At 37.3% G+C, this 25,338-nt stretch carries 30 protein-coding genes; 29 read left to right on the top strand and 1 reads right to left on the bottom strand.

Translation table 11 applies throughout. The features are described 5' to 3' along the window. Positions 1-26 precede the first annotated feature (26 nt). The 14 genes from sufC (at position 27) to EEI45_RS07260 (ending at position 11,105) form a co-directional block, all read left to right on the top strand. Positions 27-842 carry a Fe-S cluster assembly ATPase SufC gene (gene sufC, locus EEI45_RS07310; protein WP_125164725.1) on the top strand — a complete coding sequence of 272 codons (816 nt, stop codon included), beginning with the start codon at positions 27-29 and terminating at the stop codon, positions 840-842. Between the two features lie 26 nt (positions 843-868). Continuing rightward, positions 869-1,636, top strand: coding sequence for a SufB/SufD family protein (locus EEI45_RS07305; protein ID WP_228410309.1), 768 nt, complete (start codon positions 869-871; stop codon positions 1,634-1,636). Continuing rightward, complete coding sequence (locus EEI45_RS07300; protein WP_125164723.1) at positions 1,624-2,835, top strand: aminotransferase class V-fold PLP-dependent enzyme; 1,212 nt, start codon at positions 1,624-1,626, stop codon at positions 2,833-2,835. The genes EEI45_RS07305 and EEI45_RS07300 overlap by 13 nt, the downstream gene beginning before the upstream one ends. 15 nt (positions 2,836-2,850) lie before the next feature. Beyond that, positions 2,851-3,291 (top strand): Fe-S cluster assembly sulfur transfer protein SufU, encoded by a 441-nt coding sequence (gene sufU / locus EEI45_RS07295; RefSeq protein WP_125164722.1) that lies wholly within the window; start codon positions 2,851-2,853, stop codon positions 3,289-3,291. Beyond that, complete coding sequence (locus tag EEI45_RS09570) at positions 3,284-3,457, top strand: hypothetical protein (RefSeq protein ID WP_228410308.1); 174 nt, start codon at positions 3,284-3,286, stop codon at positions 3,455-3,457. The genes sufU and EEI45_RS09570 overlap by 8 nt, the downstream gene beginning before the upstream one ends. 29 nt (positions 3,458-3,486) lie before the next feature. Continuing rightward, complete coding sequence (locus tag EEI45_RS09990; RefSeq protein WP_267128178.1) at positions 3,487-3,609, top strand: hypothetical protein; 123 nt, start codon at positions 3,487-3,489, stop codon at positions 3,607-3,609. After that, on the top strand, positions 3,573-4,694 hold the full coding sequence (gene sufB / locus EEI45_RS07290; RefSeq protein WP_228410307.1) for a Fe-S cluster assembly protein SufB: 1,122 nt from the start codon (positions 3,573-3,575) through the stop codon (positions 4,692-4,694). Before EEI45_RS09990 ends, sufB begins: the two co-directional genes overlap by 37 nt. Next, positions 4,687-5,241: a 5-formyltetrahydrofolate cyclo-ligase gene (locus tag EEI45_RS07285; RefSeq protein WP_125164721.1), complete on the top strand. Its 555-nt coding sequence runs from the start codon at positions 4,687-4,689 to the stop codon at positions 5,239-5,241. The genes sufB and EEI45_RS07285 overlap by 8 nt, the downstream gene beginning before the upstream one ends. A gap of 77 nt (positions 5,242-5,318) precedes the next feature. Beyond that, positions 5,319-6,032, top strand: a complete 714-nt coding sequence (locus tag EEI45_RS09985; RefSeq protein WP_267128115.1) for an MFS transporter — start codon at positions 5,319-5,321, stop codon at positions 6,030-6,032. Beyond that, entirely contained in the window at positions 6,013-6,480 is a 468-nt protein-coding gene (locus tag EEI45_RS09980) for an MFS transporter (RefSeq protein ID WP_267128114.1), read from the top strand. Before EEI45_RS09985 ends, EEI45_RS09980 begins: the two co-directional genes overlap by 20 nt. Before the next feature lie 234 nt (positions 6,481-6,714). Beyond that, a complete protein-coding gene (locus tag EEI45_RS07275; protein WP_125164720.1) occupies positions 6,715-7,962 on the top strand; it encodes a citrate lyase holo-[acyl-carrier protein] synthase in 1,248 nt (415 codons plus the stop codon). A 14-nt stretch (positions 7,963-7,976) separates the two neighbouring features. Beyond that, positions 7,977-9,227 carry a tyrosine--tRNA ligase gene (tyrS, locus tag EEI45_RS07270; protein ID WP_125164719.1) on the top strand — a complete coding sequence of 417 codons (1,251 nt, stop codon included), beginning with the start codon at positions 7,977-7,979 and terminating at the stop codon, positions 9,225-9,227. 17 nt (positions 9,228-9,244) lie between these two features. Continuing rightward, positions 9,245-9,838: a membrane lipoprotein lipid attachment site-containing protein gene (locus EEI45_RS07265; protein WP_125164718.1), complete on the top strand. Its 594-nt coding sequence runs from the start codon at positions 9,245-9,247 to the stop codon at positions 9,836-9,838. A gap of 119 nt (positions 9,839-9,957) precedes the next feature. Further along, positions 9,958-11,105, top strand: a protein-coding gene (locus EEI45_RS07260; protein WP_407644010.1) for an IS3-like element ISErh1 family transposase whose coding sequence is annotated in 2 segments (ribosomal slippage) — positions 9,958-10,246 and positions 10,246-11,105 — 1,149 coding nt in all. Because the reading frame shifts where the segments join, the coding sequence is not laid out codon by codon here. Positions 11,106-11,223: 118 nt separating this feature from the next. On the opposite strand, the gene rpsD is transcribed toward EEI45_RS07260, so the two are convergent. Continuing rightward, positions 11,224-11,826 carry a 30S ribosomal protein S4 gene (gene rpsD / locus EEI45_RS07255; protein WP_123171693.1) on the bottom strand — a complete coding sequence of 201 codons (603 nt, stop codon included), beginning with the start codon at positions 11,824-11,826 and terminating at the stop codon, positions 11,224-11,226. A gap of 250 nt (positions 11,827-12,076) precedes the next feature. Between rpsD and EEI45_RS07250 the strand changes: the two genes are divergently transcribed. From EEI45_RS07250 to xerA, 15 genes are all read left to right on the top strand, one after another. Then, entirely contained in the window at positions 12,077-13,816 is a 1,740-nt protein-coding gene (locus EEI45_RS07250) for a septation ring formation regulator EzrA (protein ID WP_125164717.1), read from the top strand. Then, complete coding sequence (locus tag EEI45_RS09565; RefSeq protein ID WP_228410306.1) at positions 13,797-14,141, top strand: aminotransferase class V-fold PLP-dependent enzyme; 345 nt, start codon at positions 13,797-13,799, stop codon at positions 14,139-14,141. Before EEI45_RS07250 ends, EEI45_RS09565 begins: the two co-directional genes overlap by 20 nt. After that, the gene (locus EEI45_RS09560; protein WP_228410305.1) at positions 14,129-14,308 is read left to right on the top strand and encodes a hypothetical protein; all 180 of its coding nucleotides are present in this window, start codon (positions 14,129-14,131) and stop codon (positions 14,306-14,308) included. The genes EEI45_RS09565 and EEI45_RS09560 overlap by 13 nt, the downstream gene beginning before the upstream one ends. Then, a complete protein-coding gene (locus tag EEI45_RS09555; protein ID WP_228410304.1) occupies positions 14,251-14,706 on the top strand; it encodes an aminotransferase class V-fold PLP-dependent enzyme in 456 nt (151 codons plus the stop codon). The genes EEI45_RS09560 and EEI45_RS09555 overlap by 58 nt, the downstream gene beginning before the upstream one ends. Beyond that, positions 14,694-14,942, top strand: coding sequence for a hypothetical protein (locus EEI45_RS09550; protein WP_228410303.1), 249 nt, complete (start codon positions 14,694-14,696; stop codon positions 14,940-14,942). The genes EEI45_RS09555 and EEI45_RS09550 overlap by 13 nt, the downstream gene beginning before the upstream one ends. Continuing rightward, positions 14,929-16,131: a tRNA uracil 4-sulfurtransferase ThiI gene (thiI, locus tag EEI45_RS07240; RefSeq protein WP_125164716.1), complete on the top strand. Its 1,203-nt coding sequence runs from the start codon at positions 14,929-14,931 to the stop codon at positions 16,129-16,131. Before EEI45_RS09550 ends, thiI begins: the two co-directional genes overlap by 14 nt. A gap of 9 nt (positions 16,132-16,140) precedes the next feature. Continuing rightward, entirely contained in the window at positions 16,141-17,436 is a 1,296-nt protein-coding gene (gene ffh / locus EEI45_RS07235) for a signal recognition particle protein (RefSeq protein WP_125164715.1), read from the top strand. A 231-nt stretch (positions 17,437-17,667) separates the two neighbouring features. Further along, positions 17,668-18,015: a 50S ribosomal protein L19 gene (gene rplS / locus EEI45_RS07230; protein WP_003773145.1), complete on the top strand. Its 348-nt coding sequence runs from the start codon at positions 17,668-17,670 to the stop codon at positions 18,013-18,015. 49 nt (positions 18,016-18,064) lie between these two features. Then, a complete protein-coding gene (lepB, locus tag EEI45_RS07225) occupies positions 18,065-18,625 on the top strand; it encodes a signal peptidase I (RefSeq protein WP_125164714.1) in 561 nt (186 codons plus the stop codon). Between the two features lie 12 nt (positions 18,626-18,637). After that, complete coding sequence (gene ylqF / locus EEI45_RS07220; RefSeq protein ID WP_125164713.1) at positions 18,638-19,471, top strand: ribosome biogenesis GTPase YlqF; 834 nt, start codon at positions 18,638-18,640, stop codon at positions 19,469-19,471. After that, positions 19,456-20,070, top strand: a complete 615-nt coding sequence (locus EEI45_RS07215) for a ribonuclease HII (RefSeq protein WP_125164712.1) — start codon at positions 19,456-19,458, stop codon at positions 20,068-20,070. The genes ylqF and EEI45_RS07215 overlap by 16 nt, the downstream gene beginning before the upstream one ends. Beyond that, complete coding sequence (dprA, locus tag EEI45_RS07210; RefSeq protein WP_202605993.1) at positions 19,964-20,839, top strand: DNA-processing protein DprA; 876 nt, start codon at positions 19,964-19,966, stop codon at positions 20,837-20,839. The genes EEI45_RS07215 and dprA overlap by 107 nt, the downstream gene beginning before the upstream one ends. 17 nt (positions 20,840-20,856) lie before the next feature. Next, positions 20,857-22,911 (top strand): type I DNA topoisomerase, encoded by a 2,055-nt coding sequence (gene topA, locus EEI45_RS07205; RefSeq protein WP_125164710.1) that lies wholly within the window; start codon positions 20,857-20,859, stop codon positions 22,909-22,911. Positions 22,912-23,057: 146 nt separating this feature from the next. After that, a complete protein-coding gene (gene trmFO / locus EEI45_RS07200) occupies positions 23,058-24,323 on the top strand; it encodes a methylenetetrahydrofolate--tRNA-(uracil(54)-C(5))-methyltransferase (FADH(2)-oxidizing) TrmFO (protein ID WP_125164709.1) in 1,266 nt (421 codons plus the stop codon). A 58-nt stretch (positions 24,324-24,381) separates the two neighbouring features. Continuing rightward, positions 24,382-25,272, top strand: a complete 891-nt coding sequence (xerA, locus tag EEI45_RS07195) for a site-specific tyrosine recombinase/integron integrase (protein WP_125164708.1) — start codon at positions 24,382-24,384, stop codon at positions 25,270-25,272. Positions 25,273-25,338 lie beyond the last annotated feature (66 nt).

Below are 25,338 nucleotides of genomic sequence, written 5' to 3'. Positions count from 1 at the left end.
AGATATAAGTAGAGGAAAGTGATAATATGGCACAATTAAGAATTGAAAATTTACATGTAGCAATTGAAGGAAAAGAAATACTCAAGGGTGTCAATCTTGTGATTAATGAGAATGAAATCCATGCAATCATGGGTCCCAATGGGAATGGGAAATCAACACTTCTTTCTGCTATAATGGGTCATCCGCGTTACGAGATTACGGAAGGATCTGTTTATGTAGATGATATCAATGTTCTTGAACTTGAAGTGGATGAGCGCAGTAAACTCGGATTGTTTTTAGGAATGCAATATCCACAAGAAGTCTCTGGAGTAACAAATTCTGATTTTTTAAAGTCCGCTTTAAATGCGCGTCGTGAAACACCAATCGGTTTATTTGAATTTGTGAAGTCCATGGAAGGCAGCATTGAACGTCTTAAAATGAAAGAAGATCTTGCACATCGCTTCCTAAACGAAGGATTTAGTGGTGGTGAGAAAAAGCGAAATGAAATCTTGCAGATGATTATGTTAGAACCACGGTTTGCGATGTTGGATGAAATTGATTCGGGACTTGATATTGATGCACTCGAACTGGTTGCTAAGGTATTAAAACAGGAACAAGATAAACAAAAAATGGGATTAATTATTGTAAGTCATTATGAACGGTTCTTTGAGCTTATTCAACCAACTCATACACACATCATGATTGATGGTCGTATTGTATTAAGTTCGGATGAAACACTTGTAAGTAAAATTGATCGCGAAGGTTACGATTGGATTGAAGAAACGCTTGAAAAAGAGAAAGTGACAAAACGTCCAAGTGTCCTTGGAACATGTGCGGTGCGTGAAGCAATGGGTGATAAATAATGACGGAATTTAGCTTGACGGAACCGATGAATTCAATCGTACTTGATATTCAAGGTGAAGAAAAAGTATCCATTACGATTCCTAAACGTGCAACGGGTACCCTCTATATTATTGCGAAAGGTCAAGGGTCTCTTGATCTAACACTTCATGTATCAGAACAGGCGAATTTTAAATATTTGTGGATCAATCAAAGTGATGAAGCTTTGGAAGTGAATGAGCACATTAAATTGTATGAACACGCGCACTTAATCGCAAACTATGGTGAGATGAGTCAAGGAAACCATCAAAAATATACCCATATTGAGTACCTTGGTTTGGGAAGTCATTGTGAATTTAAAGGCGCAGTGATTGCTTTTAATAAACTAAAATGGACGGTAAAGGCAGATCATCAAGCCCGTAAAAGTTATGCAATGGTTGAGTGTAATGCGATTGTCCTTAATAAAGGAAGTCTAAATCTAGAAGTAATAGGAAGTATTGCTAAAGGAAATTCAGGAGCTGAAACCCATCAAATGAGTCGCATTATGAATTTAGGTGAAGATGTTCATGGTGTAGTGTATCCGATGCTTCTTATCGATGAAAATGATGTAGCAGCATCACATGCGGCTTCTGTGGGCCAACCGAATGAAGAGCACATCTACTATCTTCAATCCCGTGGTTTAACACGTGAGGATGCCTTGCGTCTTATTATAATGGGTTATCTCATGCCAATTGTAGATGCAATTGATGATGAAACGATTCAAACACAGTTAAAAGAAGAAATTACAGAGAAGGTGAATACACAATGGATTCAATAAAAAAAGATTTTCCTTTTTTTAAGCACCATCCAGATGTTAGTTATCTTGATAATGCCGCTACAGCTTTAAAACCTCAATGTGTTATTGATGCTGTTGTTGATTATTATGAACGTCTAAGTTCCAATATTCATCGCGGAGATTATGATACATCCCTTGAAACCAGTGATTTATATGAAGCCGTTCGAAAGAAAACAGCGGATTTTATTCAAACAACACCGGAGTCTCTTATTTTTACTTCGGGAGCGAGTGAATCTTTAAACCTTGTTGCAAGTGGGTATGCTAAATATTATCTCAAAAAAGATGACGTGGTGCTGTTAAATCAAGCAGAACACGCATCCAATATTCTTCCTTGGTATGCAATGGCGGAAGAAATTGGTTTTAAAGTTGAATTTGTTCCCCTGGATGATGCGGGTCATATTACACTTGAAATGCTTTCGAGTGCATTTCACGATAAGGTAAAACTGGTATCGATGGCTCATGTATCCAATGTTTTGGGATATGTTAATGATATTAAATCATTCGCAAAGTATGCACATGACCATGGCGCGTTATTTTGTCTTGATGCAGCTCAATCAATCGGACATATGCCAATTGATGTCAAAGACTTAGATGTTGATTTTATGGCGTTTTCTGCGCATAAAATGCTGGGGCCTACAGGTGTAGGGGTTCTTTATGTCAAACCCGAAATACAAACGAAAATGTATCCCATCTCCCATGGAGGCGGCAGTAATATTCGTTTTGATGCCTGTGGCATCGTGGAATTAAAATCTGGACCTGCGAAATTTGAAGCAGGTACACCGAATATTGAGGGCGTGCTTGGTTTTGGCGCAGCACTTGATTATTTAACTCAATTTGGTATGAAGCGCATTCACGCAATTATCTTGCCACTTCATCAACGTGCATTGGATGCATTGAATGCGATGGATCATATAACGGTTTATAATCAACATGCGGATATGGGGCTTATTACATTTAGTGTGAAGGGAATTTTTGCTCAGGATGTTGCAGCATATCTCAATCGTGAGGGTATTAGCGTTCGATCGGGTGAGCATTGTGCAAAACTTATTAATGGGGCATTAAATATGGAAAAAAGTGTTCGTATTTCATTCTATTTTTATAATAATGATGCGGATGTTACGAAATTGATAAAAGCGTTAGAGACGATTACGTTGGAAAAATGTATCGACCTCTATCTATAGATTTGGAGTGATAAAATGAATTATTTTGAAGATCCCCGTTTTCTTCGACAACTAATTATGGATCATTATGAAAATCCACGAAATAAGCGGACCGACGAAGCATATACAAAAAAACGTGTCAGTACGGATTCCTGTATTGATGATTTAACCATTCAAGCATCCATTAAAAATGGCGTTATTGAAGATGTTTGTTTTGATGGTCAAGCGTGTACAATTGCGACTTCCGCTGCCTCAATTATGACCGAGCTTGTGAAAGGGAAGACTTTAGAAGAAGCCGAAAAGATTATTGCTGAATATAATCGAATGATTCATCTGGAATCTTTTGATGAGGAGCTTCTTCAAGAAGCGGTTGCGTTTAAAAATGTTGGGCGACAAGCGAATCGGATTACGTGCGCAACGTTAGGGTGGCGTGGTTTGACGGATATTATTGAAGAAAGTAGGGATAAAGATGAGTGAAGAGAAAATTGATGATCGCGATCGCTTACCAAACGAAGAATATCAATACGGTTTTCATGATGAAATCGAAAGTGTTGTAGCATTTGATAAAGGTTTAAATGAAGAAGTGGTGCGTGAAATTTCACGGCTTAAAAATGAACCTGAGTGGATGTTGAAATACGCTTAAAGGCTTATGAATCCTTTAAGGAGCAAAAAATGCCTTCATGGGGTGCAGATCTTTCTAAGGTAGATTTTGATGAATACATCTATTTCTTGCGTGCGAGTGACCAAGTGGAGCGCACGTGGAGGATGTTCCTGAAGAAATTCGCAATACTTTGATCGTCTTGGAATTCCAGAAGCAGAAGCTAAATATTTATCAGGTGTGGCGACTCAATATGATTCCGAAGTCGTTTATGCAAGCATGCTTCAGGAAGTGGAATCTAAAGGGTTTTATTTTTGATATGGATACGGGATTGCGCGAACATCCTGAAATTGTAAAGGAATATTTTGGAAAGCTTGTACCTTACAATGATAATAAGTTTGCGGCATTGAATACAGCGGTATGGTCTGGAGGATCGTTTATCTATATTCCAAAAGGAGTAACATTGGATAAACCATTGCAGTCCTATTTTAGAATTAATGCTGAGCAAATGGGGCAGTTTGAACGAACCATGATTATAGTGGATGAAGGCGCCGATGTGCATTATGTTGAAGGGTGTACAGCACCGATTTACAAAAAAGATGCAATGCATGCTGCAGTCGTGGAGATATTTGTTCATAAAAATGCCAAATGTCGTTATACGACCATCCAAAATTGGTCATCAAATGTTTATAATCTTGTCACAAAGCGTGCCCAAGTTGAGGCACACGGAATGATGGAGTGGATTGATGGTAATATTGGTGCTTATATAACTATGAAATATCCTTCGTGTGTTTTAATTGGAGAATATGCTAAAGGTATGACCATCTCTATTGCTGTTGCGGGGGCTAATCAATGGCAAGACGCTGGAGCGAAAATGATTCATAAAGCACCCAATACTCAAAGTACGATTATCTCAAAATCAGTATCACGCAATGGTGGTACTGTGAATTATCGAGGTATTGTGCACCATGATAAAAATTCAATAAATGCGAAAACTAAAATTGAGTGTGATACGTTGATACTAGATCCGCTTTCTATGAGTGATACCATGCCAGTCAATGTTGTCGATACCAATGCGTCCATCATTGAACACGAAGCGCGTGTGTCGAAGATTTCTGAAGAAGAACTTTTCTATCTTATGAGTCGGGGATTAAGTGAAGAACAAGCGTCTGAAACGATTATTATGGGATTTTTGGAACCCTTTACTCGGGAATTACCGATGGAATATGCGGTTGAATTAAATCAACTTATGAAAATGGAGATGGAAGGCTCTGTTGGATAAAAAAACGATTGCTCAGGGAGTCTTAGAGAAGCGCAAGCAATACGATGTGCTGATGCGTGCTCCCTGGGATAGCGTAATTCATAATGCTGTAATGGATCGTTTAGAAGTGCATCAAACAATTGCACTTTATGCTGCATTTAATCATGAAGTGGATACTTATGGAATGATGGAAACGTTATTTTGGGATGATCGCTATACAATTTGTTTGCCTAAAATTAAAGGGGAATCGATGGACTTCTACGCGATAACAGGTTTTGAACAGTTACAACCTGGGGTGATGGGGATTCTTGAACCCACAACCAATCATAAAATTTCAGCAGATGAAATTGATGTGGTAATCGTACCCATGGTTGCTTTTAATAGACAAGGTTATCGTATTGGTTATGGTGGCGGTTATTATGATCGTTTTCTTAAAGGTATTAATGCAATAAAAATTGGTGTTGCGTATTCGTTTCAAGAAACAGATATTCCATTCCAACAAGATCATGATATTCGTTGTGATGTTATTATTACTGAAAATGCAATTATGAACCCTAATCGCGATTAGGGTTTTTTTGGCCCAATTGGTGAAAACATTAGAGAAATAAATGGTATAATGAGGCTTAGAGTGTATGAGGTATAAAAATGTCTAATAAATCAAAGATTATCAATTTTAGTGCTGTTATGTTTTTGATGTATGCTTCACATGGATTGTTATTTCCACAAGTAGTGCCCTTTTTAACGCATCTTGGTTATTCGGCATCACAACGGGGACTTATTCTTTCTTTTCTAGCCATCATTGCGATGGTAGGCCAAATTCTATCCGGTTATTTATGTGATCGATTTGGAACGATTAAGCGCTTTTTTATCTACGGAACATTTATTTTAGCGGCAACAGGGATGCTTTCCTACTGTATAAATATACATAATTTTTATTATCACTTCTTCTTATTAGGAACGATGGCAGGTGTTGTTCGAATTCTTTCGAATCTTTTTGAGACATGGGGGTTGGAAGTTGATGGCATTTATCATCAATTTAGCTTTATTCGGAGTTTTGGTTCGCTTGGGTGGGCCTTAGCATCTCTCGTGTCTGGATTTTTTATCCATCGCTATGGTTATGCATCATTAGGATATTTGTCTGGCATTTTAAGTTTTGTGGTTATTTTTTATTCTTTTAAACTTGAAGATGCGTCCAAACAAAGTCGGGATGGTGTGGCGACGACACTCAGTTTTAAAGATTTAAAAGTACTTTCACGAATAAACGTTACATGTATTTGGTTCTTGTTTTACACTGACCTATTTTGTAATCAATGTGGATTCAATTACCATTACGGATTATATGTTTCATCTTGGGGGTAATGCTCAAGATGTTGGGGTAAAATGGTTTGTGGAGGCACTCAGTGAGATTCCACTGATGTTAGTGGGGGGCGCCCTACTGAAAAAATACGGTGGCAAAAACTTAATGGTTTTTTCCAGTATGATTATGATCATTCGAATGATAACCTATGGCATGGCGACATCTGTGTTCCAAATTATTGTCCTATCAACACTTCAAGCAATCACATTCCCACTTATTCTGGTGGCACAAAAAGATCTAATTTTTAGAGAATCACCAAGTCATTTACGTTCAACAGCACAGATGTTCTCGATTTCAATGAGTATTGGATTCTCGGCAATCATTACACCACTTGTCTCAGGGATTCTCGTTGAACAGATGCCAATTCAAACGGTTATCTTTATTTTCGGAGCCATTATGGTGGTTCCTACAGTCATGATTTCTATCTTTAAACCGGCTCACACAAATTAACACAGTTTCGGCGAATTCATACCATAATGTTTTTGTATTCTATACACGTAAACATTTTGTTTACAATGACTATATTTCTTCTCCTTAAAAATAAATATGGTTACAGATTTCCCTTGTTAAATAATATTTTTCCGAAAAAAAGGCGTATTGCCTTTTTTTATGGCTCTTTGAGTTTTACATTACCTTAAACGATGATTTCATGGTAGAATATTATATGTTGAAAGAGGTATTATTATGAATATTGTTCAATTAACATCTGAATCAATTCGTGAGTTACGTGAAAAACGTAATGGTATCATGAAAAGTATGATTGAAGGGCAGGATGGATCCCTCCTTGTTTTAGGTGGGTCTTTTGCGGGGGAAGATCGCCAACGTAACATTGTGTCCTATGCAGTATTCACCATCTTTTTTGAGCTTTGGGAACGATTCAATATGGAATCTTGGTCGTATACGTTTGATGAAGAAGGACTAATGTTCTACATTAAACTGGACGAAAGCGCAAAAACGGTCAAAGATATTTTGGTTCACTATGAAGATCACCATCCATTAGGATTTGCAATTGATAGTGATGTGTTCGATTGTGATCAAAAGTCGACCCGTGAAGCGCTGGGATATAAAAATAGACTTGATGACTACTATAAGTCCTCGCTTGAAGAATTGATGAATGATATTGTAGAAGATCCAAAATACATTGATAATTATACTAAACGAGTTGAAGGTTATATTGTAAAAGGTGATAAACAGACAATTCTGTCGAACATCTTAGTTTATGGGTATGTGAGTTCATTTACCAAAACAATGGGGTTTGGTATGTATGGTCCCAATTATCGTGGCAGTAATGAACAAATGAATTTCGAAAAGTTTATTCATCTTGTTCGTACATACAAAGATGAAATGCAACGGATATTCTCAGTGAATAGCACAAGTACGGTTGATATTGCTCGTTTCCAAAACGAAGTTGAAACGAAGATTCAACGTGCCGTTTTAAATCAGCAATCCTACCACTATACCGTATTCATTACCAGCACAGTAATGTTTGCATTTATTAATTCACGAGGCTATGCAGATATAACGAAACAAATTAAAAAAATAAGTGAAGGGTTTACTCAGAATAATATGTTCACTGAGGAACCGAAGCGCTATGAAATCTTAAATAACGGAATGCGCGAAGTATTTAATCAATACGTTCCGTTCTTACAAAAAAATAAATCGATTACATCAACGTTACTCTATATTATGAGTCGTCATGATGATCAAGCGGTTTTAATGCATAATGGAGAACAAGCATTATTAAAAACACAATTTTTAGCTAAGAACTTGATTTTTAAAGAAGATAAGTGGCCAGAGCTTGATAAGTTTTGTGCATCTGGGTATATATATCCTCATGATGCGACAACGCTTTTAGCGGTCACATGCATGCTTGATATTATGCAACGATATTATTTAAAAATTAAAATGTTATTTGATACACAAGAAAAATAAAGGTGGAAAAGAAAATGAATTTTTTAGAAGAATTAAACTGGCGTGGTCTTGTTAAGGATGTTACCAATTATGAAGCGTTGGAAAAACGATTAGAGCAGCCAATTACGCTATATTGTGGGTTTGATCCAACTGCGGATTCCCTCCATGTCGGTCATCTTCAACAACTAATTTTATTAAAGCGTTACCAAATGCAAGGCCATAAGCCAATTGCATTGGTTGGAGGCGCAACCGGGATGATTGGTGACCCACGTCCTACAACAGAACGCTCAATGCTCGATGATGCAGACTTACAAAAAAATGTAGATGGTATTGGGGCTCAGATTGAACGTATTCTCTCAAGTGATAATAATCCAGTTACGATTGTAAACAATCGTGATTGGCTGGGAGATTTAACCGTTCTTGATTTCTTACGGGATTATGGTAAATTTTTCAGCGTAAGTAATATGTTGGCAAAAGATACGATTGCAAAGCGTTTAAGCACTGGAATTTCTTTTACAGAATTCTCATATACAATCTTACAATCGATTGATTTCCTTCATTTATACAAAAACTATGGTATTGAACTACAAATTGGTGGGTCTGATCAATGGGGAAACCTTGTTAGTGGTGCAGATCTAATTCGTAAGGTTGAAGGGCCCGAAGCTGAAGTATTTGGTATTACCTCACACTTAATCATGAAATCAGATGGCACAAAATTCGGTAAGAGTGAAGGTCAAAATATCTGGTTGGATGAAAACCGTACGGATGCTTATAGTTTCTATCAATTCTTCATTAATACAAGTGATGACGATGTGATTGATTTCTTAAAACGTCTTTCGTTTAAGAGTGTTGAAGAAATTCAAGCAATCGAAGCGTCATTTATTAAAGAACCACATTTAAGACTTGCGCAAAAGGAACTTGCAAAGGAATTAACAGAAGTTGTCTTCGGTAAGGAAGGTCTTGCAATGGCAGAACGTGTCACCAACGCACTCTTTTCAGGTAATGTACAAGAGCTAACCGTTGACCAAATTCGTCAAGTGTTTGCAGACAGTGCATCCATTGAAGTAACGGCTGATGAAAATATTGTTGAGTTACTGGTTAATACTAAAGTATGTCCAAGCAAGCGTGAAGCACGTCAGCTCATTGAAGGTGGAGCAATTCGCGTAAATGGCGAAGTTGTGAGGGATACAAATTTTGTCGTTTCTAAGGAAAATGCAATTGGTAAAGAAGTGACCGTTGTACGCCGCGGTAAGAAGACGTATCATATCTTTAACCACACAAACTAAATCGTAAGAGGTATAATATGAAAAAACTATTTTTGGTACTCTTGAGCATGATGTTGTTAACAGGGTGTTCAGTGAATGAAAAAAAACTCTATACTGAAAAATTGAAACGGTATGAGTCTTATTGGAATGCAATTAACGATAATGACCGTTTTGTTGAGTCATCACGTTTCTTTGATATTTCGGCGACCATTGAAAAACATGAAGATTTATATGTCTATGGCGTTGTGATTGATAAGCCAAAGATTGCCATGTATGGTGTAGAAATTGTTGTTCTAGAAAACAACGAAGATTACCATGCGGATAAAATGATGCCAACTGCGGGTATTTTTGATTCGGAATATAATTTAGTTCCAGGGCAAGTTCGAAAAGATCGTAACTATATGGGTGGGATCAGTCTTGCTGGGGAAGTGGATGTTCCAGAAGTAACATTGAATATTCTGGTTTCATGGCGTAATAATACAAAACTTGAAACACAACGAGAGTTTATTCAGTTTAAATTAAAATATGAGGAACCTAAAAAAGAGGAATCCAAATCCAATAAAGATGATTCAAAAAAAGAGGAACCTAAAAAAGAAGAAGTAGTAGATAAAACCGAAGAAGACGATGAGTAGCATACGATTTAAAGAAAACCATTCTAAATAATGGAACTGACCTAGTTCCGTGGGACTAAAGAAAAAAACCTCTTGTATGAGAATTATTGTAAAATAGTTCAATATAGGAGGTTTTTTATATGGGAACACGAACTATGCATAGCTATGAGACAAAGATGAAAGTTATAGAAATGAAATTGGCAGGCTACTCAAGCAGGTTTATTCAGACTGAACTTGGAATAAAAAATGTAACACAAGTCAAAACATGGTGGAGATGGTATCGAAATGGTGAACACTATCGATTTTCTCAACCTGTAGGCAAGCAATATACTTTTGGAAAAGGGCCTGAAGGAGACACGGTCGAAGAAACACAAAGACTTAGAATTAAATCTTTGGAGCAACAAATTGAACTATTAAAAGTATTTGAAAGAGAAAGGATGTGGTTCCTGAAATAATCATCAAGCTCGTTGAAGAGTATCGCAACACTGTATCTCTTAAAGATATCTTGAATCTTTTTGGGGTACCTAAGTCAACGTATTACCGTTGGACTAAAAAAGAGCAACTAGAGTCTAATAATTATTCTGTCAATGAAGCATTAGTAATTGAACTTTGTAAAGAAAATAAATTTCGTTATGGATATCGAAAAATAACTGCATTAATTCGAAAAGAAAGAATTATCAATAAGAACACTGTTCAAAAGATAATGCAGAAACACCAATGTCAATGCCGTGTTAAGGTCAAACGGTATCGAAAACAAAATCCGAAGATCATTATGCCCAATATCATTAATCGCGACTTTAAATCACTACGTCCTCTAGAGAAATTGGTGACAGATATCACTTACATCCCTTATGGCCATAAGATGCTCTATTTATCTACGATCATGGATTTATATAATGGTGAGATTATTGCGTCTACATTGAGTGACAGACAAAACCTAGAATGTGTGGTTGATACATTAAATCAACTTCCGGATATCGTTCAGCCATGTATTCTTCATTCTGATCAAGGGAGTGTCTATACATCAAAAAAGTATCAACTCAAAGTAAAAAATAAAAGCATTACCATGAGTATGTCCCGTAAGGGTACACCCGCTGATAATGCTCCTATCGAATCGTTTCATGCCTCGCTAAAGTGTAAAACATTCGAATTAAACCCAGAACTAAAGGGTTCTACTGAAATTGTATCACAAACTGTGATAAACTATTTAAAATATTACAATGAAAATCGAATACAAGAAAAGCTAGGATATCAATCTCCCGTAAATTATCGGTTAACTTCATCCTAACTTGGTTTTTTCTTTAGTCCCAAGGAACTAGGTCAGTTCCAATTGAATGGTTTTTTCTTTGTGTTCAAATACTCATAAAAAAAACTTCCTCATTGGGGAAGTTTTAGGATTATGAAGATTAACGGTTGTAGAATTCAACAACTAATGCTTCATTAATTTCTTGGTTTAATTCGCTACGTTCTGGTAAACGTTTGTATTCACCTTTGAATTTATCTTTGTCAAATGTAACATAATCAACCATTGATACATTAGCTTCTAAAGCATCTTTGATTGCTGCCATTGAACGTGAAGATTCTTTAACTTCAATTGTTTGACCAGGTTTTACAATGTATGAAGGAATATCAACTTTTTTTCCATCTACTAAGATATGACCATGGTTAACTAATTGACGCGCTCCACGACGTGTGCGTGATAAGTTCATGCGGTATACAACGTTATCTAAACGTGATTCTAACATGAATAAGAAGTTGTGACCTGCAACACCTTCAAGTTTTGAAGCTTTTTTGAATGTGTTATAGAATTGTTTTTCAGTAACTCCATATGTATAACGAATACGTTGTTTCTCACGTAATTGTAAACCGTAGTTTGATAATTTTGGACGACGTGCTTTACCATGTTGTCCTGGTGCATAATCGCGACGTTGTAGCTCTTCACCTGTTTCGAGGATTGAGAAACTTAAACGACGTGCTTTTTTCCAAACTGGACCTTTAATTCTTGCCATAATACTGACCTCCTAATATGTCATTAGCGAGTTCCACAAATTATTAATAGTTGAGTTTATCTATAATCGTTTCCCTGTACAGCGTAGGTACTTTGATTCCTGCCGCGGGATAAACACGTGGCTAATAACTTTGCGTGCTGCACTAAAAATATGACGCTTATATAATATACCTAAATTGAGGTGAAAAGTCAACGAAACACATTTAAGAACTAAGCTATCTATGGTACAATAAATTCAACGAGGTGAACGTATGAATTTTCAGATGATATTAAAGTTTATGAATGACTACAAATATATAATTGCTGTTGTCCTAGTGCTGTTAATCATTGTGGTTTTTGTCTACATACGTATGGCTAAAAAACGTCGATTGAATAAAGCCTTTGAAACCTTAGAGGTGCGATACAACGAGCTTATGAGTATTCCTGTGTTGTTCAAAATAAACAAAGCAAATGGGTTGGCTAAATTAAACCCGGATGTTGAGAAAAAAGTTTCAGAGTGCAAGGCGGAGTTTAGTGAGATCAATACACGTCAAGAAGAAATTTCAGATGCACTTGCAGATTCTGAAGATGCACTTGCATTTGGGAAACTAAAAGAAGCTTCAAAACACTTAACACGTTTGGATGTATTGATTACTGAATCCATGGAACAGACGGTTTCCCTAAATGATAATCTCGAAACGTTACTCGAGCAAGAAACACGTCAACGCATGGAGATTACAACATTAAAAGATCGATTTAGAGAATTGAAAAAAAATGCGATTGAAAATACATCGGGATTGGGGGATGCATTCCCGACAATTGAAGATCAAATTAAAGAAATTGAACAAAACTTTTCGGTTTTTGAAGAATGGATGTATGCATCTGATTTCATGAAAGCGCAGGAAATCAGTGAAGAGACACGTGCTTCAATTGATGATCTAGAAATTAAAATTACAGAGATTCCCAAACTTTATGAGCACGCTAAAGGATTAATTCCACAATTGCTGGATGAAGTCTCAAAACTTTATCAAGGTGTTCGTCAGAACGGAGTTTTTGTAGAGCATCTTGAAGTTCCTAAAAACATTGGTGTTTTAAGTGAGATCCTTAAAGATGACTTGATTAATATTGGTCAAGGCGAAATTGAAAAGTCACGGACGAGTCTTAAGGAAAGTCAAAAGCGACTTGAACAACTTGCCCTCTCAATTCAAAAAGAAGACAAAGCACAACGTGAGGTTGATGCGTTAAGTGAAGAAGTGTTTGAGAACTTAGAGTTTCTTGTGGATAGCATCAGTAAGATGTGCAAGGATGCACATAAAGTTGAGACGCGTTTTAATTTCGACGGGTATACTGAAAATGTTGGCGTATTCTCACAACGCATTCAAGAATTTAGTGAATCCGGTGTGAAGGTTTCAAGAATGATCGAGGAAGAAAAAATCCCGGCCTCAACGATTCTTATTTCGCTGCAAGAACTTGGTCAAGATGTTTCAATGCTTAAAGATGAGTATCTTGCCATGAATGAAAAAGTAGAACGTGCGAATGCAGATGAAGTGCGCGCAACGAAGCAATTACTTAAGCTCCATCTTATCATTAATGATGTTCAAGTAAGAATTCAAAAACGTTCATTACCTTCGATTTCCGATAAATATGCTTCGGATTTAGAACGTGCTTATAAATATACTGATCAAGTGAAAGAAATGCTAGGTCAAGATGTAATCGATGTTAAACTCTTAAACGCTACAGTTGATGAGGCAATCGATTATATCTACAAACTACACAACAACGTCAATAACTTGGTGGGTGTAGTCGACATGTGTGAAAATGCAATTGTTTATGCAAACAAATTTAGAGCTTTTGTTCCCGATATCGATGCCGAATTAACCCGTGCAGAGTTATCCTTCAATAGTGGTGATTATACACAGAGTTTGACTACAATCATTAATTCTATTGATCGATATAGACCGAATACGGCTTATGAGGAGATGATTCGTGACAATGCAAAAAGCGCACGATAAACCAATTTATTTAGATTATTCAAGTACAACACCGACGCGTCCAGAAATTTTGAAGGATGCGTTCGTGATTATGGAAAAATATTACGAAAATGCTGATTCACTTCATTATGGTTGCCAGCGTGTGTCTGATCTTGTAGTGCAATCTCGTGATGCATTAGCAAAAATGCTTGGTGTACTCCCTCATGAGATTTTTTTCACGTCTGGAGCCAGTGAATCAAACAGTACTGCAATTAAGGGAATTGCCCTTGCAAACCGTCATCGTGGTAAACATATCATCACAACATGTGTTGAACACAGCCCCGTCATGGTGCTGTGCAACAATTAAAAGATGAATTTGGATTTGAAGTTGATTATCTCAGTGTTGATACAACAGGATGTATCTCACTTGATGAATTGAAGCAAAACTTCGAAAAGATACAGTTCTTGTCACAGTTATGGCTGTTAACAATGAAGTTGGAAGTATTACCGATGTTCAAGAAGTGGCGCGTATAACGAAAAAATATTCGAGTGCGTATGTTCATATTGACGGTGTTCAAGCGCTCGCTCGCCATGATTTTCCCATGAAACAAATTGATAGTGTTTCTTATTCTGCACATAAAATTTATGGTTTGAAGGGGAGTGGATTGCTCGTTAAAAAAGCAAATGTTAAGTGTTTGTCACTGATTAATGGGGGACAGCAAGAAGGTGGATTGCGTGGAGGAACTTTAGATAATGTTTCCGCAATTTTGTGGGCGAAAACACTCCGATTGGCAGTTGAGGACCACAAACGCCCATTTAATGATATAATACGCATGAATAAATTTTATACGATACTTTCGATGGAATGGAAAACATCCACATTAACTCAGATATTCACGGTTCACCGTATATCTTTAATATGTCAGTTTTAAATGTTGGATCGGAAATAATGATGAATGGCTTAAATGCAAAAGGCATATACGTATCAGCACAGAGTACGTGTAATTCGAAGTCGTTGGAACCTTCTCATGTATTAAAAGCCATGGGCTGTGATGAAACATGCGCACTTACAAGTGTTCGCATCAGTTTATCACACCTAACGACAATGGAAGAACTCGAAAAAGTTTGTGAAACAATATTGGAGATAAAAAATTATGTACAACACTAACTATGAATTTATTGTTTGCCGTTATGGTGAACTTTCAACAAAAGGGAAAAACCGACGTAATTTTACGGCACAATTGGTGCGTAATGTTCGTTCGCAATTGGTAGCATTTCCGAATCTAACGTATCGTGAGACATACGATCGTCTGTATATTACTTTAAATGGAGAAGATGGATTGGCTGTTAGTGATGAACTGCGCCATGTGTTTGGTTTAAGTTCCTTTTCACTTGCAGTTAAACTTGAGCGAGATTTGGATGTTATTGCGAATGTCGCTGCAGAAATGATTCAAAAAGAAGAAGGCAAATCGACGTTTAAAGTGATTGCTCGTCGTCATGACAAATCCTATGAACATATTTCTGACGTTATTAATCGCCATGTTGCAACCAAAATCTTACAAACAACAGAATTCAAAGTGGATGTTCGTAAGCCTGATGTGGGGATTATCATTGAAGTTCGAAGTGACTCAGCATATATCATGATGGGGCGCGTTGAAGGTGCTGGTGGATATCCAGTAGGGATTCAAGGTAAAGTTATGGTGATGCTTTCGGGGGTAATTGATTCGCCGGTCGCTGCTTACTTGATGATGAAGCGTGGGGTTCGTATTGAAGCAATCCACTTTGCATCACCGCCATACACTTCTGACGAGGCGCAAAAGAAAGTTATGGACCTTGCCCAACAACTTACAAATTACCAAGATCACATTCGTATTAATGTAGTCCCTTTTACTGATGTTCAACTGGAAATTTATAAAAAAGTTCCAGAGAGTTATGCCATTACGATGATGCGTCGTTTCATGCTTCGTATTGCGGAACGTCTTGCATTCCGTCGTAATTGTCTTGCAATTGCCAATGGTGAAAGTCTTGGTCAAGTTGCATCACAAACACTACATAGTATGAAAGAAATCACAAATATTGTGACATTACCGATCTTAGGCCCTCTCATTACTTATGATAAGGTAGAGATAATTGACCTCGCACGTAAGATTGATACCTATGAAACATCAATATTGCCATTTGAAGATTGCTGTACAATCTTTACACCGAAAAACCCTACAACAAAACCGCATGGGGACAAGATTTTACGTTTTGAAGAGGGACTTGATATTGATCCGCTGGTTGATGAAGCAATTAAAAACATCGAAGTAGTAGAAGTTACAAAGAAAAAACAAGAAGATACACCATCGTTCTTATAGGAGGAAGTTATGGCATTCGATAATTTAACAAACCGATTACAAGATACATTTAGAAATATGACCGGAAAGGGGAAACTTTCCGAAAAAAATATTACCGATGCATTAAGTGAGATTCGAATTTCACTTTTAGAAGCAGATGTAAGTTTAGAAGTAATTAATGAACTGTTAGAACATACGCGCAACGAAGCGCTTGGAATTAAAGTGACGCGCGATGTTGAACCTTCACAAATGTTTGTCAAGATTGTGAATGACAAATTAATTGAGATTTTAGGTGAAGAAAAATCCGAACTTAGCTTTAATCAAAAACCCGGAATTTTAATTATGGTTGGTTTGCAAGGTTCAGGGAAAACAACGACAATTGCGAAAATTGCAAACAAGCTCAACAAAGAAGGAAAAAAAGTCTTGTTGGTTGCCGCAGACTTAGCGCGTCCTGCTGCAATTGAACAGCTGAAAATCCTGGGAACACAAATCGGTGTGGAAGTATATGCGCAAGAAAACAGCACCCCAGTTGAAGTGGTAAAAAATGCGCTTGCACACGGTAAGGATTTCGATCTTATTCTCATTGATACTGCAGGTCGATTACAAATTGATGAAGCATTAATGCAACAACTTGTCGATATTCAATCGCTAACAAAACCAGATGAAATTCTATTAAGTGTTGATGCAATGAGTGGTCAAGATGTTATTCATGTTGCGAATGGATTTAAAGAAAAACTCAACATTACAGGTCTTGTTGCTACTAAATTTGATGGTGATTCGCGTGGTGGTTCGATTCTCTCAGTACGATACATGACTCAAGTTCCCGTAAAGTGTGTTGGGGTTGGGGAAGGTATTGATGAGTTGGATGAGTTTTATCCAGATCGTACCGCTTCTCGTATTTTAGGGATGGGTGATATCGTAAGTCTTGTAGAAAAAGCGCAAGAAAAAATGGATATCGAAGCTTCTGAACGTTCAGCGGAACGCATGATGAAGGGTCAATTTACACTTGATGATATGCTTATTCAATTACAACAAGTTTCAAAAATGGGTCCATTATCAGGTCTAATGAAAATGATGCCAGGAGCGAATCAATTAGCAGGTCAAATTGATGACGCAGATGCATCAAGTACAATGAAAAAAACTGAGGCAATGATTTTAAGTATGACTCCGGAAGAACGTAACAATCCTAAAATTATTCGTTCTACACGCAAGCGTCGTATTGCTGAAGGATCGGGTACCTCTACAACAGACGTGAACCGTCTTTTAAGCCAATACGAAAAAATGCAGAAGCAAATGAAGATGCTCTCTCGTTTTATGGGTAAATAGAAACGTCTTATAAACTATATTTAAAAGAATCTCAAAGATAATCTCATTTCAAATTGACAATGTCAGAGATTTCAAAATATCGATAAGAGCAATGTTTAAAGCCTAGAAAAATTTTACTTGATTATTTAAGCTGTTTATGATAAATTATATAGGCTTAAAGCACTCTGGTTCCGCTGTTGGAATCATTATGAACCAGTTTTAACATATATAGACAGAAAAAGGAGAATTACTATGTCATTAGCATTAGTACAAGAAATTACAAAGTCACAATTACGTAACGACATTCCTGAATTCCGTCCTGGATGTACAGTACGCGTAGACGTTAAAATCCAAGAAGGTGGAAAAACACGTATTCAAGCATTTGAAGGTGTTGTTATTAAAACTCAAGGAACAGGTATTTCAGAATCATTTACAGTTCGTAAAATGTCATCAGGAATTGGTGTGGAACGTACATTCCCAATCAACTCACCTATTATTGACAGCGTAACTGTATTACGTAAAGGTAAAGTACGTCGTTCAAAACTATACTACTTACGTGACCGTTCAGGTAAATCAGCACGTATTAAAGAAATTCGTTAGTATTAGCCGTATTTATACGGCTTTTTCTTTATTGTAGGGAGGGTATGAAATGAATAAAGGCGATGATAAGTTTTTAATCGCGGTTAAAGACTTTATTAAAAGTATGGTAATCAGTCTTGTTTTGGTTATTTTAGTAACGCAATTTATTGCGCGTCCTGTTCGGGTAGAAGGGTTATCCATGTACCCGAGTCTTAACGATAAAGAATTAGGCTTTTCAAATATTTTAAGCATGAAAATGAAAGATCCAGAGCGTTTTGATGTTCTTGTGCTCTATCTTGATTCACAGAAAAAACATATTGTGAAGCGTGTAATTGGTTTGCCAGGTGAAGTTGTGGAAATACGTGATGAAAAATTATATATCGATGGGAAAGAAGTTGAGCAACCTTTCTTGGATACAGATTACGTACGTGAAATGACGTCGACAGGGAAAGAGTTTTCTCGTGATTTTGGTCCGATAACGGTGCCCGAAGGTGAGTATTTTATGCTAGGGGATAACCGTATTCGTTCAAGTGATTCTCGAGATTATGGAACCTTTAAACGTGAAGCAATTAAAAGTAAAGATGTCTTTGTCTTTATACCATTTAACAAAATAAGAACAGTAGGAAAATAGGAGCGTGATTTGATGTCACAGGTACATTGGTTTCCGGGTCATATGGCAAAAGCGATTCGCTTGATTGAAGAACAAATCAAAGTCGTTGATTTTGTCATCGAATGTCGTGACGCTCGTGCACCGATGTCGACTCGAAATCCTGTTTTGTCACGGTCAATTGGACAAAAGAAACGTCTTATTGTTTTGACAAAAAAAGATTTAGCGGACCCAAAACAGAGTGAAATGTGGGTTGAAAAGCTTGAATCGGAAGGGAATGTCGTACTTTTGGTGGATGTGATTAACGATCCCGTACGTAAAATGATTATTGAAAAGACGGATATCGTCTTAAAAGAGAAACGTGAACGCGATAAACGTCGTGGAATTCGTCCTCGAACCGCACGTGCATTAATTGTAGGTGTTCCAAATGTTGGGAAATCCAGTGTTATTAATAAAATCTCAGCTCTAAAGGCTGCAGGTGTTGAAAATAGACCGGGTGTTACCCAATCGTTAAAGCTTATTAAAGTAACCCAAGATCTTGAATTGGTTGATACACCCGGTGTGTTGTGGCCTAAATTTGAATCGGAGGAAATGGGGATTATTTGTGCTGTGATTGGATCTGTAAAAGATACAGGATATCCAATGGCATTGGTTACAGATTATGCTCGTGATTACTATATTCAGTATAAACCTGAAGAGTTAAAGCGTCGTTATGAACTTGAATCCTTTGATAATTTTTATGACCAAGTGGGACGTTATCGCGGTCTTCTTGGTGAAGGTGGAACGGTGAACGACGATAAAACACGAGTCGCGTTTTTGAGTGATATTCAAAACGGTCGGATTGGACGCATTACATGGGATCGCTTATAGAAGAATTTGAAATCAATTACTGGGAGCAAGGAAAACTTGTTGTTGGGATTGATGAAGCAGGTAGAGGTCCAATGGCTGGTCCCTGTGTTGTTTCGGGTGTTATTTTCCCAAAAGGATTTTATGACGCTCGTATTAATGATTCTAAACAATTAAGTGAAAAACAACGCGATGCGTTGGTTTCCATTATTGAATCCAATGCATTATGGACATTTACAGAGATTATTCCAGTGGATGTCATCGACCGTGATAATATTTATCGAGCAACTCAAAATGCTATGAAAAAAATTGCTCTTGAGAGCAAAGCAGATATTGTGTTAACCGACGCCATGCCTTTAGATGACCTCACGGTTCCGTGTGAAGCAATCGTTAAAGGGGATGCACGTTCGCTTTCGATAGCTGCCGCAAGTATTTTGGCTAAAACGGTTCGAGATGGGCTCATGAAAGTTTATGACCTTGAGTTTCCAGAGTATGGTTTTGCGAAACACAAAGGATATGGGACGAAACAACATAAAGAAGCAATTCTCAAGTTTGGTCGTTGTCCCATTCATCGAAAATCTTTTCGATTTAAAGACGAGACACAAATATCGTTTGATATTTAGGTCTTGTTTTTTTTATTGCTTAACTAATAATGGTGATAATGTGAGAAATTACTTAAAAAATCTTGCAATCCATTTAAGAGGGGATTATTCTAGTATATGTCGTTTCATTCATGAGGGAAAAAGGGTTCCCTCATATGAATATCAAGGAAACTATATTTGTTATGGAGATCGAGATTATCCAAAGTGTTTTTATGAGTTGGACGATCCACCCTTCGTTATTTTTTATGAAGGGAATCTCTCGTTACTCCATACCCGTTGTATTGCAGTAGTGGGTTCGAGAACTCCAAGTAAATACGCTCTAAGAATGACTGAATTATTTGTTCGTAATGTAAGGGAACACTATACCATTGTTTCGGGTCTGGCTTACGGCATTGATATCATGGCGCATCGGTGTGCACTTGATTTTCAATCGATAGCTGTGGTAGGGTGTGGTTTAGATATATGTTATCCATTTAAGCATCGCGAAGTTTTTGATGTTATGAAACAAAAGCATCTTGTGATTTCGGAGTATCCGATAGGTGTGCATCCACAAAAGCATTATTTTCCATTTCGAAATCGTTTGATTGCAGCTTTATCACAAAGCATCTATGTGATGAGTGCTTTAGCGCGAAGTGGGACGATGCATACGGTTAATGAAGCATTGAAATTAAATCGAAGGGTTGTATGTCTTCCTCATAATCTGGATGATATTTCAGGAGTCGGATGCAATCTTTTGATCCAGGAGGGAGCCGAGGTGTTGACAAACCTCGAAGATTTATCCAATATATAAACTAAGGAGTGTTGGCTATGAAAAATTTAGTAATTGTTGAGTCACCTTCAAAATCTAAAACAATTGAGAAGTATCTTGGTGAGGATTTTGAGGTTGTTTCTTCAAAAGGTCATATACGAGATTTAGCGACGACCGGTAAAGGCGGTCTGGGTGTTGATTTTGATAATGACTTTGAAGCAACTTATAAAATAAGTAAAGATAAGAAAGATGTTGTAAAAGAATTAAAAGCAAAAGCGAAGAAAGCGGATGCTGTTTATCTTGCAACTGACCCCGACCGTGAGGGAGAGGCAATTTCTTGGCATCTTGCGAATGAACTAGGCGTTGATCTCGATCAAGATAATCGTGTTGTTTTTAACGAGATTACAAAAGATGCTGTTTTAAGTGCATTTGAATCACCACGTCATATTGATATGAATTTGGTAAAATCACAGGAAACACGACGCATACTTGACCGAATTATTGGTTTTAAACTTTCAAAATTATTGCAAGCTAAAATTAAAAGTAAAAGCGCAGGTCGAGTGCAATCAGTTGCGTTAAAACTAATTGTAGATCGCGAAAAAGATATTGATGCATTTACACCAGAAGAATACTGGTCTGTTCTCGCATTTTTTGAAAATGAGGGAAATATCATTGAGACAAGTGCAGAACGTTATAAAGGGAAGAAACTAAAACTTACGAATGAAGCAGAAGCACAAGCAGTATTGGATGCATCACAAGGACCTTTTAAAATTACAAAGCTTGAGAAGAAGAAACGTAAGAAAGAATCAAAACTTCCTTTCATTACATCGACACTTCAACAAGAAGCATCGACACGTCTCGGTTTTCCTGCAAAGAAAACCATGCGTGTCGCTCAAAAGCTTTATGAAGGAATTCAGATGGGTGCAGATACAGAAGGTTTGATTACCTATATGCGTACGGATTCTACACGTCTTAGCAATGTGTTTGTGGATGACGCAAAGGCATTTATTGTAGAAGAATATGGTAAAGAATATTTAGGTAAATACCGTCAAGGTAAGAAAACTGAAAATACTCAGGATGCTCACGAGGCAATCCGACCAACAAGTATTTCGCGTCGCCCCGAAGCTGTGAAATCTTACCTGACCCCTGATGAATATAAATTATATCGTTTTATTTATTACCGAACACTTGCATCGCTTATGGCACCATCCATTTCCGATTCAGTAAGTGTTGTTTTCAGTCAAAATGATTATGATTTTAATGGTAGTGGATCGATTATGACATTTGACGGTTACTTAAGAGTATATGAATACGAAAAGACAACCGATAAGGTCATGGGTGAGTTGGATGAAGCAAAAGCTTATAATGCACAAAAAATTGAAAAGAACCAGCACTTTACACAACCACCTGCACGCTATACAGAAGCGCGCTTGATCAAAGAATTGGAAGAATTGGGAATTGGTCGTCCAAGTACCTATTCAATGATTTTGGAAACGATCGTTTACCGTGCATATGCAACATTTGGTGCAGTTTCGGAAACATCTAAAACTAAAGTCTTTAAACCTACTGACCAAGGAATTCTAACAAACGAAAAACTTCAAGAACATTTTTCGGATATTATCAACGTTCATTACACCGCAAATATGGAAGATGAGCTTGATCGTATTGCGGAAGGTGAAGAAAACAATGTTGAAGCACTGCAACGATTTGTCGATAAATTTTATCCATTGCTTGAAGAAGCTGATGAAAAAATGGAAAAAATCGAAGTTGAGAAAGTTGGAGAGGTTTGTCCCGACTGTGGCGGTGAACTTGTTTACCGATTTGGACGTTTTGGTAAATTTATTGCATGTGGTAACTTCCCAGAGTGTCGATACAATCGTGCGCTGGATCAAGATAAACGTCCAGAGCCTGAAAAAACGGGCGAAATGTGTCCGGATTGTGGTGAACCTTTAGTAAAACGTAAGAGCCGTTACGGAACGTTCTTTGTAGGATGTTCAGGATTCCCTAAATGTCGATACATTCAACCCAATGAAAATGCTAAGAAACCAAAGACGAAAAAGCCGAAAGAAGCGTCAACGGAGCATGAACCATTAGGTGAAGAAATTAAAGATTAAATAAACGCTGACATCGCTTTTAAAATTATGGTGCATTAAACACGTTTGAAGGTGATGCATCGCGTATAATTTGAAGTGTATGTCAGTTTTCTTTGGCATAAATTAAGATAAGGATGGTAATTATGAAATAACCTCAAGTTAGAGTTATAGGGGCAGGATTAGCAGGAAGTGAAGCTGCTTATCAACTTGCGAAACGTGGATTTATTGTAGAACTTGTTGAGATGCGTCCGGTTAAAATGACGCCAGCTCATGTTACAGAACATTTTGCGGAACTCGTATGTTCAAATTCATTTCGTTCGGATGATTTAAATAACGCTGTTGGACTACTAAAAGAAGAAATGCGTCGTTTTGATAGTATTATTATGAAATCAGCGGATGAACATCGTTTACCAGCCGGTAGTGCGCTAGCCGTTGACCGTGTTGGTTTTAGTGAAAAGGTATCAGAAAAAATTTCGAAAATGGACAATATTATCATTTCAAATCGTGAAATGACGGAACTGGATGATTTGCCAACGATTGTTGCGACAGGTCCCCTTACATCTGATAATTTTTCAAAGTACTTAATGAATTATCTTGGACAATCAGAGATGTATTTTTATGATGCGATTGCACCGATTGTTTCTGTGGATGGCATTAATTTTGATATTGCCTATCGTAAATCACGTTATGACAAGGGTGATGGTCAGGATTATATAAACTGTCCAATGGATCGTGATCAATTTGAAGCATTCCATCGTGCTATTTTAGAAGCGGAAGAAGCTCCAATGCGTGATTTTGAAGATGTCAAAGTTTTTGAAGGGTGTATGCCCGTTGAAGTTATGGCTCGCCGTGGTATCAAAACCATGCTATTTGGTCCGTTAAAACCTGTTGGTTTGGAAAAACCAGATGGTACGCGCCCTTATGCTGTCGTACAATTACGTCAAGATAATGCTGCTGGATCACTGTATAATCTCGTAGGATTCCAAACGCGATTAAAATGGGGAGATCAAAAACGGATTATTCAAATGATACCAGGATTGGAAAATGCTGAAATTGTTCGCTATGGTGTGATGCACCGTAATACCTTCATTAAATCACCATTACTTCTCAACCATCACTATCAATCAAAAACGCAACCAACGCTTTTCTTTGCGGGACAAGTGAGTGGCGTGGAAGGGTATGTTGAATCGGCGGCCAGTGGACTTGTAGCGGCACTTAATATGGCTCAATTCCTTAAACAAGAACCGTTGATTGACTTACCTCAAGAAACAGTCATGGGTTCGATGGCTTATTATGTTTCACATGCGAATCCCTCACAATTCCAACCGATGAATGCAAACTTTGGAATTGTAGGCAATCGTTTAAAAGATCGTGAAGCAATGTCGGTTCGCAGTCTTGCACATATCGATAAGCTCGTTTCACAGTTTGGTTAAGACACTTCGGTGTCTTTTTTTCTTGAGATTAGCGTATAATAAAAAAAGAGGTGATTGAATGAAGACTGAAGATATTGTAATCGATTTTATGCGTCATATTGCGATAACCAATACGTCATCCGAGCATACAAATCTTGCATATGAACGTGATATTCGGCAATTTCTTGATTTTATTGAAGACATACCATTAAAAGATGTAGGGCGCTCGACAGCATACGATTACTTAAATATGCTTTATGATTCAAAACTGTCAAGTGCAAGTGTTGCACGTAAAATATCGACATTACGATCTTTCTATAAATTTCTGCAGGTCAATTACGGACTTGCAGACAATCCGTTTCAACAAATTAAGATTAAACGACAAGGAAGACATCTTCCCCATTTTCTCATGTACGATGAAATTGAAACACTACTCCTAAGTTGTGATGATTCTGTATTAGGTGTGCGAAATCAGGTGATGATTGAATTGATGTACGCATGTGGTTTGCGGGTAAGTGAAGCTGTTGATTTACAGATTCATGATTTAGATCTCACAGAACGATCGTTACGGGTAATTGGTAAAGGAAATAAAGAACGTCAACTTTTTTTCTATGAATCATTAGTTCCTAAGCTTTGGTCGTATCTCAATGTATATCGGCCTCAAATTGCCAATAGTTCAAGATCACATGCTGTTTTTTTAAATCAAAGAGGAAATCCACTTACGTCACGCGGAATACAACACATTCTAGAGCACCAAGGTAAGACCGCAGGACTTCGGATGAAGTTGCATCCACATATGTTGCGACATAGCTTTGCGACGCATTTATTGGACAATGGTGCGAGTTTACGTGTTGTTCAAACGCTTTTGGGTCATGAATCTCTGAGTACAACGCAAATCTATACGCACGTTAGTATGCAAAAAATTAAAGAAGTCTATGACGATGCGATTGAAAAAATACCAGTCACATAATCTTACATACTTCTGGTATATTTCTTACATATTATTTGTGTATGATTCAAGTGTAAGAAGAAACTC

Origin of the sequence: Erysipelothrix piscisicarius (assembly GCF_003931795.1) — a bacterium.
In the GTDB taxonomy this organism is placed as follows: domain Bacteria; phylum Bacillota_I; class Bacilli_A; order Erysipelotrichales; family Erysipelotrichaceae; genus Erysipelothrix; species Erysipelothrix piscisicarius.
This window is presented reverse-complemented; position numbering and strand designations above follow the sequence as displayed.